This is a genomic window from Breznakia sp. PFB1-19, from assembly GCF_029893935.1.
In the GTDB taxonomy this organism is placed as follows: Bacteria; Bacillota_I; Bacilli_A; order Erysipelotrichales; family Erysipelotrichaceae; genus Breznakia; species Breznakia blatticola.
This window is the reverse complement of record NZ_JARXXJ010000008.1, coordinates 76,106-92,148: the sequence shown is the minus strand read 5'-3', so window position 1 is coordinate 92,148 and position 16,043 is coordinate 76,106. Positions and strand designations below refer to the sequence as shown.

The 16,043-nt window shown below is 31.0% G+C and carries 20 protein-coding genes; all 20 read right to left on the bottom strand.

The genetic code is table 11. From position 1 onward, the window contains the following. Positions 1–180 precede the first annotated feature (180 nt). The 20 genes from M2098_RS05790 to M2098_RS05695 all read right to left on the bottom strand — a co-directional run bounded on the left by M2098_RS05790 (position 181) and on the right by M2098_RS05695 (position 15,969). The gene (locus tag M2098_RS05790; RefSeq protein ID WP_280682325.1) at positions 181–696 is read right to left on the bottom strand and encodes a DUF2247 family protein; all 516 of its coding nucleotides are present in this window, start codon (positions 694–696) and stop codon (positions 181–183) included. Between the two features lie 304 nt (positions 697–1,000). Then, positions 1,001–1,345: a hypothetical protein gene (locus M2098_RS05785; protein WP_280682327.1), complete on the bottom strand. Its 345-nt coding sequence runs from the start codon at positions 1,343–1,345 to the stop codon at positions 1,001–1,003. 457 nt (positions 1,346–1,802) lie between these two features. Then, on the bottom strand, positions 1,803–2,276 hold the full coding sequence (locus M2098_RS05780; RefSeq protein WP_280682329.1) for an SMI1/KNR4 family protein: 474 nt from the start codon (positions 2,274–2,276) through the stop codon (positions 1,803–1,805). 271 nt (positions 2,277–2,547) lie between these two features. After that, positions 2,548–2,769, bottom strand: coding sequence for a hypothetical protein (locus M2098_RS05775; protein WP_280682330.1), 222 nt, complete (start codon positions 2,767–2,769; stop codon positions 2,548–2,550). A 316-nt stretch (positions 2,770–3,085) separates the two neighbouring features. Beyond that, a complete protein-coding gene (locus M2098_RS05770; RefSeq protein ID WP_280682332.1) occupies positions 3,086–3,370 on the bottom strand; it encodes a hypothetical protein in 285 nt (94 codons plus the stop codon). Positions 3,371–4,022: 652 nt separating this feature from the next. Further along, on the bottom strand, positions 4,023–5,135 hold the full coding sequence (locus tag M2098_RS05765) for an IS110 family transposase (protein WP_134171455.1): 1,113 nt from the start codon (positions 5,133–5,135) through the stop codon (positions 4,023–4,025). 99 nt (positions 5,136–5,234) lie between these two features. Further along, complete coding sequence (locus M2098_RS05760) at positions 5,235–5,651, bottom strand: hypothetical protein (protein WP_280682335.1); 417 nt, start codon at positions 5,649–5,651, stop codon at positions 5,235–5,237. A gap of 297 nt (positions 5,652–5,948) precedes the next feature. Then, on the bottom strand, positions 5,949–6,311 hold the full coding sequence (locus M2098_RS05755; protein WP_280682337.1) for a hypothetical protein: 363 nt from the start codon (positions 6,309–6,311) through the stop codon (positions 5,949–5,951). Between the two features lie 313 nt (positions 6,312–6,624). Next, positions 6,625–6,969, bottom strand: coding sequence for a hypothetical protein (locus M2098_RS05750; protein WP_280682339.1), 345 nt, complete (start codon positions 6,967–6,969; stop codon positions 6,625–6,627). Between the two features lie 275 nt (positions 6,970–7,244). Next, positions 7,245–7,673: a hypothetical protein gene (locus M2098_RS05745; RefSeq protein ID WP_280682341.1), complete on the bottom strand. Its 429-nt coding sequence runs from the start codon at positions 7,671–7,673 to the stop codon at positions 7,245–7,247. A gap of 398 nt (positions 7,674–8,071) precedes the next feature. Then, positions 8,072–8,539, bottom strand: coding sequence for a hypothetical protein (locus tag M2098_RS05740; protein WP_280682343.1), 468 nt, complete (start codon positions 8,537–8,539; stop codon positions 8,072–8,074). A 141-nt stretch (positions 8,540–8,680) separates the two neighbouring features. Beyond that, the gene (locus tag M2098_RS05735) at positions 8,681–9,343 is read right to left on the bottom strand and encodes a hypothetical protein (protein ID WP_280682345.1); all 663 of its coding nucleotides are present in this window, start codon (positions 9,341–9,343) and stop codon (positions 8,681–8,683) included. Between the two features lie 207 nt (positions 9,344–9,550). After that, positions 9,551–10,288 (bottom strand): type I 3-dehydroquinate dehydratase, encoded by a 738-nt coding sequence (gene aroD / locus M2098_RS05730; protein WP_280682347.1) that lies wholly within the window; start codon positions 10,286–10,288, stop codon positions 9,551–9,553. Positions 10,289–10,358: 70 nt separating this feature from the next. Next, entirely contained in the window at positions 10,359–11,183 is an 825-nt protein-coding gene (locus M2098_RS05725) for a DUF695 domain-containing protein (RefSeq protein WP_280682349.1), read from the bottom strand. A 10-nt stretch (positions 11,184–11,193) separates the two neighbouring features. Further along, positions 11,194–12,027, bottom strand: coding sequence for a 4-(cytidine 5'-diphospho)-2-C-methyl-D-erythritol kinase (gene ispE, locus M2098_RS05720; RefSeq protein ID WP_280682351.1), 834 nt, complete (start codon positions 12,025–12,027; stop codon positions 11,194–11,196). After that, positions 12,017–12,859 carry a 16S rRNA (adenine(1518)-N(6)/adenine(1519)-N(6))-dimethyltransferase RsmA gene (gene rsmA / locus M2098_RS05715; RefSeq protein WP_280682353.1) on the bottom strand — a complete coding sequence of 281 codons (843 nt, stop codon included), beginning with the start codon at positions 12,857–12,859 and terminating at the stop codon, positions 12,017–12,019. Before rsmA ends, ispE begins: the two co-directional genes overlap by 11 nt. Continuing rightward, complete coding sequence (gene rnmV, locus M2098_RS05710) at positions 12,852–13,394, bottom strand: ribonuclease M5 (protein WP_280682355.1); 543 nt, start codon at positions 13,392–13,394, stop codon at positions 12,852–12,854. The genes rsmA and rnmV overlap by 8 nt, the downstream gene beginning before the upstream one ends. 54 nt (positions 13,395–13,448) lie before the next feature. Then, positions 13,449–13,871: a hypothetical protein gene (locus tag M2098_RS05705; RefSeq protein WP_280682357.1), complete on the bottom strand. Its 423-nt coding sequence runs from the start codon at positions 13,869–13,871 to the stop codon at positions 13,449–13,451. Positions 13,872–13,886: 15 nt separating this feature from the next. Next, positions 13,887–15,311, bottom strand: coding sequence for a HAMP domain-containing sensor histidine kinase (locus tag M2098_RS05700; RefSeq protein WP_280682359.1), 1,425 nt, complete (start codon positions 15,309–15,311; stop codon positions 13,887–13,889). Beyond that, entirely contained in the window at positions 15,298–15,969 is a 672-nt protein-coding gene (locus tag M2098_RS05695; RefSeq protein WP_134168954.1) for a response regulator transcription factor, read from the bottom strand. Before M2098_RS05695 ends, M2098_RS05700 begins: the two co-directional genes overlap by 14 nt. Positions 15,970–16,043: the final 74 nt, after the last annotated feature.

The window sequence follows — 16,043 nt, the reverse complement described above, 5'->3', positions numbered from 1 at the left end:
GGTTCGGAGTAGTACAAGCAGAAATCAATGACATGTTCGATAAACGATACAATTAGACTCTACTGTGACGTTTACACAAAATTATTGACACTGCCGTACTCTTTTTAATCCATCATTCTTGTATTTATCATTAATTTGTCTAATTTTAGAATACATTTTATATTTCTATAATCCTTACTTTTAGCATCCAACAGTTTTTGATTGCATTTTTAAATAGTCTGCCCAATACTTATACATTCTTTTTTCATTTAGGTCCTTTGTAGCGAGCAGAGGTTCTTTTATTGGCATATATCTAACAAATGAAGAAATCTCTTTTGGAAATCCAAAGTCTGCATAAATAACTTCTACTACTTCAAAGGCATCATCATACTTTTCCTTATTTTCATATACAAAAGATAAAACACTGTATAGGAATTTCTCTTTTGTTTCTTGTTCTTTTTCAATACAAGAGTCACCAACAATTTTTTCTACATATAAGATTGTAGATTCGTTTCTGTGCAAAATAGCAATCTCCATAATTTTATTATGATCATAATAGTTTTCATTAGAAAGTAAATCTATTGCATAATCAATTGCATTCTCTTCATTTAGATAATTATTATTTATTCCAAATAATGTATCACACCATGAAATACTAATTTTATTCTTTAAAAATTCATATGGTAAATGAATTTGCAGTGTGTTCAAATTATTCATCACTATCTCCTCTAAAATTTAATGATTTGTCCATTCAGTAATAGTCACTATATAGCTATTCGTAATGTGTATGCTGCTTGTTTACGCATTAAACTCTTTCTTAATCAAGCTAATCTATTTCAGTTTTAAAACAAAAACATTAAATGATCTCCACTAAAAAACTTCCTCTTATGTAATGTCTTAAAACTCACATATCGTAAATTCACATGTGCATTATATACTTTTGGACAAGAATATGGATCAATTGCAGGAATCACTCTTCTTGTTACAAACAATTGTTATAGCCGTTTTTATCTATAGTCTTTTATCTATATTCTTTGCTTATTAAATATTTATCGGGTATTCTTAATTCAAGTTCGTCCTTTAAATCACAAAAAAAGCTACTTAATTCAATTTTCTCAAACCATATTGACTTGGAATCAAGATTTAAATATGAACTTCCTTGCTTTATACTACAGCCGAAGATTCCACCATCATATGTCATTACACATATGTAATAATTATATGCATTGAACTCAATTTGGAATCTTCCATGCTGAATTGATTCTTCATATATTTCTAGAATATAGTCTTTGCCAATTTTTTCAAAAGCAGTTTCAAGTTCTAACATTACATCATCTGCTATATCTCTTATTTCTTTACTTTGCATACCAAAATTCTCCTATCTCTTCTACTTCAGTAAAACCAAGCATTTTATCCATATACCCATTCATCAAATAACATACGTTTTTCCCATCATTGCAACTGATTTAAATCAAATAATTGTTTAACTATTAGGTTACATCGCTCCTATAGATAATCCTAATTATTTTTAAGGTCAAGGTATGTATCATCATATTTATCAGTTAATTGTTCTTCTAACATTAAGTTCAACATATTTGGATTCAATGTATTCATTCCACAAATGAAAACTACAAAAAGTTGCTTTCCTATCGCAATATCATCTAATAACGATTTTTCTCCGATCTATTTAGCATGTTGTACTCACTAGAATTAATTCGAAATATGGTATATTTTTACAATCGTTTCATCTTTTTGAATACACATAATATATTTTTGCCAATTTCTTCACGAATAGATCTTGATGAATTTAGATCACTAAATCGTTATTGGTTTGCCAATTGTTCTTCTACTAATGAAAGAATAAAGTCACCAAAATCTTCTGCTAAATTATTAGTTTTTTCATATTGTTCTCCTGTATATATTCCCATAATGACTTTTGGTTCCTGCTCTTCATTTAAATCTCCATAATCTAAAAAAGCCATATATCCATCATTATAATTATAAATAGGCAACCAATTTCGTGGTAAATTGTTTTTCTTTCTATAGTACATGCAGGACTCTACAATGCTTCCTTCTGGTATAGCACTAAAATCTGTTTTGATTATTCCATAAATTTCACATCCATCATATTCAATAAATCCATTTTTAGTTAGATAAAGAGTTAATTGTTTAGAAAACTGTACATTAAGTTTACACTCCGCATCTTTTATTACATTTTCGGGTATACCTGTCCCTGTCAAGTATCCATCACATTTCTTAGCTAATTCAATTGCTTTCTTGAAATTTTTATAACTCATATTCTTTACCCCTTATTTTTTGTAGTAACATTCCATCCAAATATGAACACCACCATTTGTTTCTTTTTTTTACTTGTTGGCATAGATCATCAAATGCATTTTTGACTTTTGTATTACTTGAAGCAGTTACATCGATAACTCCTTTATAATCATTCCGTTCTTGTTTTTGATAGGTTCGTACATCTTATTTGCTTTCACTGATTTTATCTCCTTGTGCATTCTCAGTTTTTTTCTAAGTACCCCTAGTTAACTAGCTGCACCTCTTTATAATCTATTTGATTTTATAGACTAAAGGCAATTTATGAATATCTTTCCATAATTTTATGATTTCGTCATCATTTATAGAATCAAGATTCCTAATAGATAATTCTATGATAAATAATGCTAACTTTTCCATCATAGCACTACTAGTACCAATCACACTATACGCTCCAGATTCAATAGTTAAAAAACCTGAAGATATATTTGACTCTTGTTGTTGAATTTTTCTCATTCTTTTATCTCCCAATACTCATTTTCTTAAGGACCGAACCCTGTACATTATCCACATTTTGTTTCTTCCAAGTATTGTTTACTTTTTTTAAAACATATAATCTAACAATATTGTCAAATTCGAATTTGTAGTAATAATAGTAGGCAGTTTCTATATATGCATCAACTCCTACAAAAACTTTCTGCTAGTCTTCTTTTAATTCATGTTCCGTTGAATTTTCTACATACATATCAAGTTCAATTAAATCAAACGCACTTATAACACTTTATAAGTCAGTTGGTATTTTGGAGTCATTTGCTTTTAGAAAATACTCTAGCTATCTGTTGAATACCTTATTACCTTTCCCTTCGTCAAAAATCCAAACAACACTGTCGCCATATACAGTCTTATTAATTGTATAATTTCTCAACTCGTTCATTTCACTTGTGTAGTTTCCATTATCGTTATAGTAGTAACTGCTTACCCCCTTTGTGTTTTCAACACTTTCTAATTGGTTTTTATCATTATATGTATACATTTTAACACCTTCATCATTTACTGGAAAAAGTTTATTTCCATTCATATCGTATGTGTAGGATATTTTAATTAGTTTAATATGCACTTATTTGGAATACTTTATTTTAATTTCATCAACTATATATGATTTTGCTTTTGATAAGTCTGGTGTTTCAACAACTTCAAGAGTTAAGTCGTAAAGTTTATTAATATCCTCTTTTCGAAAATTTTGTATACCGTTATATTCATATATATAACCATCTATCTCGTAACCCTCATATAAAAATAGAAAATGAGGATAATATGGACCGAAGGTTGAACTGTCTTCTTCGGAAATGTTAACACAAATACTCTCCTGTTATGAAGTGACCATTGTCAAGAGTAAATTTACATTCATAATAACCTTAATTATTAAATTGTCATCAATGGCACATAAAAGCCCCGAATAAACAAGATCTTATCGACAGTTAACCACTCTGTTATTCTAGGATTGGTTACCTCAGGTTAATGGCCTGTCAAATTAGTTCTATAATCTTAATACGTGGATCACAAGCTTCTATAATTACGTGTTTGCATTACATTTAATTATCACTCATGCCAGAAAAGGAGAATCGTAGGTAACTAGACCTGTCTCATTTCTGCTTCGAAGCTCATACATGCCATCAATGTTGTAAATTTTTCTTTCTATAGTCTACCTCTTCTTTCTTAATTTTTTAATTCTATATATCAACTATAGCCGAGTATAGTAAGATAACGTTTTAATTTATATTTCCTGTTTCCATTCCCCAGATAAAGCATGCTAACTCTCTTGCTATCGCTGTTACTGCTTTGTTTCTATTTACTCCTCGATAGATCATTTTATTGAATTTCCTTTGTAGTCTTTCCGCTGCTTTATCGGCATATTTAATCGTTTCTTGACTTTGTCCTTTTTGTCTTGCTTTTAGTGCTTTTGATTTACTTCCTGCCGTACCCTTCACCAATGCTTGTGCACATTCCACTAGTAACCGTCTTACTGTTGAGTTACCTTGTTTGGTTATACTTAGATATGTGACTTTATCTCCACTTGATGCTTGTCCTGGTGTTAATCCTACATAAGATGCAAATGCTTTTGCTGTTGGAAAACGATTGAAATCTGATATTTCTACATGTACCGTCATTGCTGATGTTACATCTATTCCTTTTAAACACTTTAGTTGTGATATCGGTTTTTCATATACTTCCTCTTTTGACATTTCTATTAATTTCTCTTTAAATCTTTCGATTTTGTCATTCAATGTATCATATTCATTTAAGTATTCATCAAGGACTTCTCTAAGCAAATCTGATAATTCAAGAGACTTTAGCCATTTGATATGTGCTATTGTCCATCTTGATTTTCCTTCATACTTTTGACCGTGTCTTAAAGTTAATGCATTAATATGTTGTTTGACTTTTTTTCTTTCTAATTTAAAGTCTTCCATCATTCTAATGTATTCTTTAATTTCTACATCTTTATCGTTTGGTACATATACTTTCCTATAAGTTCCATTCGCGAGATTTTGTGCAATACTTCGTGCATCAAGCTTATCATTTTTGTTTAATTTATCTTTACTTGAACGTTGCATTGTTGTTGGTGCTAAAATATCACAGGCAATACCTTTATCAACTAATTGATGATAAAGAAAATAACCCAAACATCCTGCTTCATATCCTGTTAAAATATCAACAGTATCTTCATATTTGCTTCTTATTCTTCTAATAAATTTTTCAATGTTTTTGACATCTGCTCCACATTTTACTTCTCCTAAGATTTCTCCAGTTAATCCATCATAAGCACATAAGCTATAACTGTTCTTATGGACATCCATACCAATATAAATTATACTTTTCATAGTGACCTCCTATTGTCGTTATGGTAACGATTCTTAATATTATTTTTACAATTTCTATTATGAATCTAAATCCACGTTTAGACAACTTAGGGGGTCACTTCATATTATCTTACAATTAAAGACTGTGTATGGCGATGAACCAATCACATCATTGCCTTTTTTCAATACAAAATTGAGATTTTTAAATTCTTTTGTTGTTTTTGGAACTACAGATAATTCAACCAATGCTCCATTATAAATATATGCGTAATCTAAAATCATAAGCGAATTATTTGGTCCACTTTTGTATTCAGTCTCTCTTATCTTAGTTTTATCTGTGTTTATGAAATCATCTTCGATAAAGTTATAAACTACATCAAAGTATTCCCCTTCGAATATTATGTCATTATTATAAAATTCCTTATAGAGTTCTTTTTGTTTTCCTGAGAAACTATCGAGATCGATTGCTTCATATTGGTCTGAACATCCAACTAATAAAATCAAAATTATTATTAAAACTAATTTTTTCTTTCCCATTTGATATACTCTATCATGACTCAATTGACTCACAATATTACCCCTTTCTTTACTTCTTTCTTATGCTATTACTAATAAACTTTGACTCGGCTGTATGCTTCTTTCATCGAAAATATGACACAATTCTCTTTTCCATGTCCATTGTATCCAAGTTCATAAGGTTCAGCATACCAGTTTTCATATAGATTTCTACCATATCTTTCGTCTTTTCTTATATATGGGGCTGTAGATACCTCTAATATTTCCTTATCAGTATATTTGACTCCTGAATCAACAAAAATACTAATATTTAATTAATTAAAAATTATTATTCCTAGCAAGTTCATCAACATTTTCAAAATACTCAAACTCTGGATTTATGATTGATAAAAACTCTATAATCGCATTATTCTCTCCAGCTTGAAACTCTATTCTTTGGCTATACTTTGGGTTTTCATTATCCATTTTCTTAGAAAATTTGATTGCCTTTTTACAATATTTTGTTAAAAAATCTCTTTCATCCATTTCACTTATGTCAATATAAATTTTCTTGTAAGAATCTAATTTCCCGCAATTATATTCATATAATTCATCCTTAGTGTTTTGTGTTAATCTTTTGAGATATTGTAATTTTAGTTCTACTACATCTCTTAACGTGATTTTACCAACAATATTTTTCATATTTAATCTCCAATCCAATTTAAATTCGCATCGTACGTTCCCATTCGTATAGTTTTTAAGTTTAAATTATTTACTGAATCATCCATCTTCTATATTCCATCATTATGAGATTCTATGTTTAGACTAATATATCCGTTTCCTCTTTTATAAACCCTGCCTCCATTTCTGGTGCAGGAATTGGTTTTAGTATAACTAAGTTTTTCAGCAGTAGCATATGCCTCTTTTATTAGTCATTGGTTTCTTATTCGATCCCTGTATGATCTAAAGAAATAGAGCAAATGCTCTAATTTTTAGCTTTTAATACTTTTTGCTACTACATCCATCCATAATGCTTTAAATATTTGTCGGGTATTCTTAATTCAAGCTCATTTTTGAGTTCCTCAAAAAAAGTATAAAAATCTGCTTCTTCATACCATTTTTGACTATTTGTAATACCTATTCCAAGTTTCCCACTAGAAATAGCGGCTCCCATTCTTCCTCGTTCATAATTAATCATCAAATTAAAATAATTATATGCTGTAAATTCTATGGTAAAAGATTGATGATTAATATCATCTATTACATTCGAAACACAAAAGTTATCAACTCTATTTCCAAAAAAATCTCTAATCTTTGAATCAAATTCAAATGCCATTTTTTCTGTATTATTTAATTGCATACAATATTCTCCTTCATAGTATGTTCTAGTAAAATTATATTTTTCTTGTAAGTACTACCACTCATCAAGTTCGCAAAGCTACTCGACCCTTATTTGAATTTTTGTTTCTATCTTTTTTCTTGTCACCATCTGGATCAAACAAATTAGTATTTGTTCTTGCATTACTTTGTACCTTGACTATAATCTCATCGTTGTTATATTCATCTGATAAAAACTTTGATGTCACTATAGGATCATACAATTCTATAGTTCACTGATAGCTGAACATAGTTTTACTAATCACAGATATATCCTCTTTTTTGTAGTTTGTTTATATACTCTTCTCTCTTAAGAAAACTAACACTAGGTGATATTATATTGATGGATTTCTCATTATATTCTATGATTTCACTAACTATTACTACATCATCTTCAACACTAACATTCACAGTTATATATGGAATATCTTTTAGCGCTTGCTCATAGTTTGCCTCAAGCTCTTTCTTTAAACCCTGAATATCTTCTTCATTTCGATTTAAATATTTCGTTGTAACTTCCCTCTTAATAATCTCTTCATCTTTATAATATACTTTTTCCTTTATTTCCTTATCTGCTGTCTGCATATTACATATTTGCTCTCCACTTGCTGAATCACAAGAAACTAGAAATATGAGAATTAGCAAATAAAATGTATATTTTTTAATGTTGTCTGTTTTTTTGATCATGCTCTCTCCATTTTCATTACCTTACAATTAGCTCTTTTATAAATCACATGTATTCACAATGGTCATCATGAACTGAACCTTATATTTCCTTGTTTTTCTTCATTTTCTAACAGTTCTTGTTAATATTAAAATGTAATATTTGAATTTGGGTATGAATGAACCCTTAGTTGAAAAAGTCTCCATTAATATTATTGTAAGCAATTAAACTTGTAACTAAAACAGTATCATTGTTGTAGATATATTTATCAACAATGCTTTTTTCCTGCGTCTATTGCGTCTATAGTGAAATGACTTTCGTTAGCCAAAACTTTTTATCGGAGTTTTCAACTATAGTTATTTGTATGTGAATTTTTAATCACTCAAATTGCATAATTTTCTTAGATCATGAAATGTATCGATTACTTATCACTTTCATTTGTTGATTCACATGTATATCCACCCTTTTTAAGAGCGTTAATGAATTCATCTTCATTCTCCAACGTATCTACTGATATCATCATCGAGATGTAACTTGTATCTAATGGAATTACATTTTCAACTTTTTCAAAATCTACAGCAATACTCAATTCAAACGAATCATCAAACGGTGTAAATTCAAATGTTTGACCTTCGTTTTCTGTGTGATTCTCAATATCATTTGTCATCTTGTATATAAACTCTTCTTTATCTTCTGCGTATGCACTATATGGTATTTTAAATTTTTGTTCAACATTTATTATTTCATTATTTTGATATGTACTTACTACCGTAGTTGTTGTATCATCATTAATTTGTGTACATATGTATTGTACTTTATCCATTGTTTTTGATTTTGTACAACCACACATTATACAAATACAACAACATAAATATATTATTTTTTTCATTGTATCTATACCCTCCAATACCGGCCCTCTGTAGTTAGTATGTCTATTACTGTATTAACTGTATTTTGAGCTATATAATTCTTCACACTTTTCATAGAGCGAGTTCCTGATACTTGAACTTTAAATCGTCTACTTAATTAATCATTTCACATATTCAATTTCAATACAATCTACAACTTCATAGTCATTACTATTTTCTTTATATTCTCGCACTTCTAAAGTAAGTGTTTTAAATATATCTGTTTCATCTTTGTCTATATCGCCTAATGAACGATAATAAGAAAGTAAACTTTCTTGTTCATTTGAGTTATATGCTATTAGAAAATATGGATAATACGGTCCAAAAGTTTCAATCTCATCTTTTCGTATATTAACACATCGATCTTCACTACAACTGAAAAACAGTATTGGCGATATTGCTATTATTTGTTCATTTTGAACTAGATAAAATCGAAGGTTTGTAAATTCTTTGTTAGTCTTTGGCACTATACTCAAACCAATTAGTAGCCCATCATTTTCATATGCAGCATATATTATTCCTAATGTGTCTGGACCATTTTTAAATTTTGTAAGTCTTAGTTCATTTTGATCTATTTTATAACTTGCAAAATTCGAATCAAAGGTATCAAATGTTATATCAAAAAACTCTCCGTGATAGATGTTTTCATTCTCATAAAATTCATCATATTCAATTTGTTGTTGTTCCGTGAGCATTTCTTTAGAAATTTTCTCAACTTTATCTTCACATCCTGCAATTACAACGGTTGTAATCACAAGTATGAATTTTACTATTTTTTTTACCATTATCTATCCCCCAGCAAATTCTAATTCTTAATTTATTGTCAGAATAAGAATATTCTTTTATATACTCTATTTCTATACTATCAACAACTTCATAATCAGAACTATTTATTCCACAAAAAAAGTGCAGCACTAAAAAACACTTACGGTTTCTTAACTCCTGCACACATCAATATATTTATTTTAGCATAATGTGATAAAAATGCTAGTTTATTTCATTCGTTTAATTAAATCTTCTATTTCTACTTGCCCTGGTGCACTCACTGTACCAAGTGCTGCATAGGTTAAACATGAACCTAATGTTGTAGCATGTACACGTGTGAACTCACCGAGTTCTCCCATCGAAATTGCTACGAACAGATCACCATTTTCTTTTAATGTTTTAGCAGCTTCAACCGTTGCATCGACATCCTTTTGACTTTTTGGCATATTTGCGATTTTTGCAATATCTGCACCTAGTGTATACATATGTTGCATGCGTTTAATGATAACGTCTTTTGTTGGGGTTGAATCAAAATCATGGTAAGACAAAATAACTGCAATTCCTGCTTGCTTTGCCTTTTGGACTAATGGTTGACCAACTGCTGGATCCACATTCATTTCAATATCAACAATATCAACTAACTTTCCTAAGATAATCGTATTATACAGCAAACTGTAATCACGGCTTTCAATTGCACGCACACCACCTTGGTTTGCATTACGGAATGTGAAAATCAGTGGTTTATCTTTACGAATTTCGTTGATTTCTCGTAATAATGGAAGTAGTTTTTTCTCATCTAGAACATCGTCATAGTGATCGACACGCCATTCCATCATATCTGCTTTTGAAGCAACAATTGCTTCTACTTTTTTTAGTATTTCTGTATCTGTTGTTTCAACAATGGGTACACAAATCTTTGCTTTGCCACGACCAAGTGTTGTTTGTTTTATTTGTAGTTCTTTCATCTCTCGTTCCTTTATATTCGAATTCATTATACACTATAACAAATCCCCAGAGTTTCTTCAATGTAAGTACTTAATCCTTTTCGATTGTAGTACCCCAACCATCAAATTCACCATCGTGATCTTTAGCTAATGTAATTAGTGCATTTGTTGTTTGCATAATGTAGTCCATTTGTGGAATATCCACAACTGAGACAAATACTTGAATACCTTTGCGTTCTACCTCACAAATATCCAACTCATGAATATCTGCAAATACATCATCAAGTGAACTAGCAAAGGCTTTTGCTTGTTCATTGGTTTCAAAATACGTGTAGAAATCAATCTCACGTGCTTTACAAAATAGTTCTCCTTGATTTCGTAAATCGTTGATAATTGTATCGTTTTTGATCCAGTTAAATCCATACGCATCTGGATATAGTTTTGTTTGGTAAAACTTTCCATGATCATGAAGTCGAGTCACAATCTTTGACTGTAAGTCTTTGTGGTTTCGTAACAGTTGATTACACATCGATTCCCAACGAATGATATGTTTACTCATAAAGACAAAATCACGATTTCCATCTTGTGTTCGTGTTCCCACGAAATAGAATCCTTTACGACCCCACTGTTTTTCAATTTGATCTTCTACTAGATATAGTTTTTCTAACTCTTCTTTAGTTGGAAATCCTAAATCGTTTTGTTGGTCGTAATGAATGGTTAAAATATAAGTATGTTCTAAATCTCTAAATAAATATTTAAATGCTCCATAATCAAAACGCACGGACGTATTCCCTTTAAAATACACACGCCAGTCTTCACTTAATTTGTTCACACTGTGTTTTTGTTTAGGTTTTAGTACCTTAGGTGCTTTAATATTTGGTTTTTTAATTTTTGGTTTCATTACATTAAGTTTCATAGTATCCTCATTATTTATGCAATTCAATCAATTGTACAAAATCATACGTATTTTCTAATTCTTGTTTCGCTTTTGCAAGCGCTTCTTTATCTTTGCTTAATGCAAAAACGGAACTACCACTTCCTGACATCAAGACTACTGGAAAGCCATATGCTTCTAGTGCTCGCTTAACTTGTTTAATATCAGCATTTAATGATAGTGAAGGTTGTTCAAGTGTATTATCTAGCAGTGCAAGATATGTATCGTCTTGCATTGTAATCTTATCAACAATCGCATCGATATTTGGATGAACTGCTTTTGCAAAATCAATTCCAGCAAATGCATCTTTTGTTGAAACACCACTAGCTGGTTTGACTAAGATTCCAGATATATCTAATGTTGCATCAATCGGTGTGATTTTTTCTCCAATTCCTTGCACGCGTGCAAGTGTATTAGCAATGCAAAATGGCACATCTGCACCTACTTTAACACCTAAAGCAAACAAGGCTTCCTCTGTTAGTTGTAAGTCACACAGTTTATTGATAGCAACGATTACTGCAGCACCATCTGCACTTCCTCCTGCAAGTCCTGCTTGCATTGGAATACGTTTTTCTACATGTATATGGAAATGACCAATTGATGGATATGCTTTACGCATAACATGTAGTGCTTTTACGACGGTATTACTTTCATCAAAAATCATATCTATATTTGCTGAAAATGCATCATCTTTAGCAGTTTCAATATGCAAAGTATCATGTAAATCAATAGGTGTCATAATCATATCCATTTCATGATAGCCATCATCTCTTTTTCTAATCACATTTAGTGCAATATTGATTTTCGCATTGGCTTTAATGATCATGTAGCACCTCATATAGTCTAGCAAACTCTGTAGCTTCCATGCTTTCAGCACGACGTTTGCTATCAAGGTTTGCTGCTTCTAATGCCACTTTGGCTTTTTCTTTATCTTGAAGGTATTCACCTAAGTTATTTAAAATCGTTTTTCTTCGTTGTTTAAAACAGGCTTTAACTAACTCAAAGAACGCTTCTTCATTATCTACCAATTTGCTTGGGCGATACGTAAACTGTACAACTGCACTATCCACATTTGGTTTAGGATTAAACACATGTTTACTGATTTTTAAAATCGTTTGGACATCATAGTTATATTGACTCACAATACTTAGTGCATTGTAATCTTTTGTATTTACTTTTGCTGAAAAGCGATCGGCTACTTCTTTTTGCATCATAACCGTTATCTTTTTAATTTTAACGTCACTTTCAAATAGCTTAAAAAGAATTGGCGTTGTAATGTAGTATGGTAAATTTGCTGCTACGACTACTTCGCTTTCATCTGCAAGAATTTTAGCTAAATCAGCTTGTAGAAAATCTTGATGGATAATTTCTACATTGTTATATGGAGCTAAAGTATCGTCCAGTACAGGAAGTAAACGATCATCAATTTCAAAAGCTATGACTTTTTTTGCGTGTATCGCCAAAAATTGCGTTAATGCACCGATCCCTGGTCCAATTTCTAATGCAGTTGAATTTTCTGATAACAAAGACTCTACTGCAATTTTCTCCACGATTTGTGGTTCAACTAAAAAGTTTTGTCCATAATTCTTTTTTGCATACATTTGATGCTTTTCTAATATTTCCTTTGTATAGGAAGGTGTCGCAATAATTCTATCCATGTGTATCCTCTATGATTTCTGCTACTTGTGTATAGGTTAAACCCACCATATTGATGCGTTTATATAATGTCTTTGCATTGCATTTTCCTAAATGAAAGGCATTTGCAATTGTTTGTCGTCTAACTGCACTATCACTTTGCCCTTGCAAGCCTAGTGATAAAAACTGTTCCATTGAAAGTGTGGTTGTATCTGTTTGTGTAAAACTTACTACATGTTCTAATGCATCAAGCAAATCTTTTTCGTTTGCATGTTCAATTCCAACTTTTTTTGATGTTCTACTCTTACTTTTTTCAATAAAGGCATTTTTCAAATTTGGAATTTGCTCATTAATCACTCTACGTATTCTTTCTCCAACATGATCTGGATCAAGAAATAAAATGACGCCTCGCGTTGTATTTGCTTGTTGGATTTGTCGGATTGTTTGTTTGGAAAGATTGTAGCCATTGGTTTCAATGGTATCTACATCAAAGTATTGTTTCAACTTTGCTGTATCATGTTTTCCTTCAACCACAATGATTTCTTTGATTTTTAACATACCATGATTATAGCATAGAAAAAAAGGAAGAATTATGTGTTTAGCACTCTTCCTTTAGCTTGTTGTGACAGATTCTAAAAATTGTAGTAATTCTAGTGCAATATCATCAATAAAATAGTAATATTCATCGATTTTGGCATGATTTGCTTCCTTCCAAACATCGATAGTTTTTATTATATGACTACCTTTGTACACCTTGATGTGATAATCACTATTTGATAGCGTTAAACGATACCCTTCTGGATTTGTTTCTTCATGAAATTGATCACTATCATACGGACATGTATCAAGTAACTCCAGTAACGTATTTGTTTGTTTCTCATTGAGTGTGTATTTTTGTCCATTATATGCAACTTCAACAACAGCTTCGATTTTTGATTTCGTCGCTGTCGTTGTTTTCTTATTGGTTTCAGTATTGTTGCCTGTACATCCAAAGAGCATCAATGTGACTATACACATGACTATCACACGTTTCATTCTATCCCTCCAACATTACGCTTTATCTAAATAGAAAAAGAAGGTTGTTCCTTTATTGACTTCACTTTCGACACCATATTCAACACGGTGTAATTCTAAAATCCCCTTAACGATATTTAAACCAAGTCCGGTTCCAATATCTTGTCGTTTCCATTTTTTCGGTTGTTTGAAATAGCGATCCCAAATATATGGAATTTGGCTTTTCTTAATCCCTTTCCCAGTATCTGTGATTTCAATGCGGACACGATGTCCTTCATCACGTTGATTCACATATACTTTCTTATCACTTCCAGTAAAGTGAATTGCGTTTCCTACTATATTATACACCACTTGGTTAATTCTTTCTTTATCTGCATACACAAATAATTCTTCACTGTAGTTAAATTCAATTATATAGCCATCATTTGCTAGCATCTTATTGATACGGTTGACGATATCTTGAATTGTCGTGGTGATATCAAATTCAGCAATATGCAATTCTTGACGATTTGTTTGGATTTTCGATAAATCAAGCAAGTTATTTACCAGTTGTGTAAGTCGCTGTGCTTCATCGATAATTACCTGAATATTTTCTTTGGTATTTTCACCAGGTAAATCACGCATAACTTCTCCATATCCAGTAATCATCGTTAATGGTGTACGTAAATCATGTGATACATTTGCCATCAATTCATTACGCATCGATTCTACTTTCTTTAGTTCTTCTACGGCATAATTTAAGGTATCATTAAGCTCTTCAATTTCCATATACCCTCTTGCATCAAAGTGAATATCTAAATTATTTTGTGCAAGGAGTTTTGCTTTTCCATTGGTTTTCTTGATTGGGTTTGCAATTGTCCAAGCAATTAAATACGCAATGATAAATGACATTGCAAGCACAACCCAAGTAATGATAAACAATTGACGCGTACTAGCTGCAACGGTTTCTGAGGTTGGTGATAATCTTGCATTCACAATAACCATATATGTATTATCATTTTTACTTGTAATAACATTGGTTACCGTCATATTGGTAAAAGCATCAAGTGGCTTTCCACCAAACTCTAATTGTATATCTTCTACATCAACAAGTTCATTATCAGTTTCTAATGCGCCTGCATAAAGTTTACTTACATCTTGATTTGCTTGAATTGCTTCACAAGATGCATTTTCTCCTGTAGCTAATGGTAATTCTTGAAAATGTTGTGCATCTACTTTTTCAAATACTTGAATACAATAGTTTTGATTGATTGTCAAATCTTGCACATATTGATTAAATTCTTCCTGATTATCAATCCGTTTTACCATCCTTGAAGCGGAACGTGTAATTTGTTGGCTTGTATAGTTTTGGTAGAATTCCTCAAAGAAGACAATTTGCATTAACCAAAGCAGTGCAATAATAATTGCCGCAAAGATTAAGATAAATGCCATTATTTGATTTTGTAGCTTAATTCTCTTCAAAACGATATCCTACCCCTCGGATTGTCACAATATTATTACTGTATTGTCCAAGTTTTTTACGTAATAGTTTAATATGTGTATCTAGTGTACGATCATCACCAAAGAAATCATATCCCCATACCTTTGAGATAATTTGTTCTCTAGTTAAAGCGATATCTTTATTTTCAACAAGATACAACAATAAGTCATATTCTTTTGGTGATAGATTTAATGGTTCACTATCAATTTTCACTAGGTGTGATGTATGATTGATTTCCAATGTTTTGTAGTTGTACATATCAACTGTTTGGTTTTTCTCATAACGTTTTAGAATTGCTGCAATACGCATCATCAATTCTTTTGGTGAAAATGGTTTGACCACATAGTCATCTACACCAATTTCAAACCCGTGGATACGATCATATTCTTCTCCACGTGCACTTAGCATTAAAATTGGTACACCTGAAAATTTGCGGATTTCACGACATGCGCTAAATCCATCTAATTCTGGCATCATCGCATCCATTATAATTAGATCGATACTTGGATTGAGTTTTACTTTATCAATAGCTTGCAATCCATCTTCTGCCTCTAACACTTCATATCCTTCAAACTTTGCATATTTTTTTACAATTTCTCTTATATTTGCTTCATCATCAACGATTAATAATTTCTTCATAGTCCGTACGCTCCTAAACATATTATAATACAAAAGTCCATAAAACCTATGGACTTTCCTTGATATATGACTGA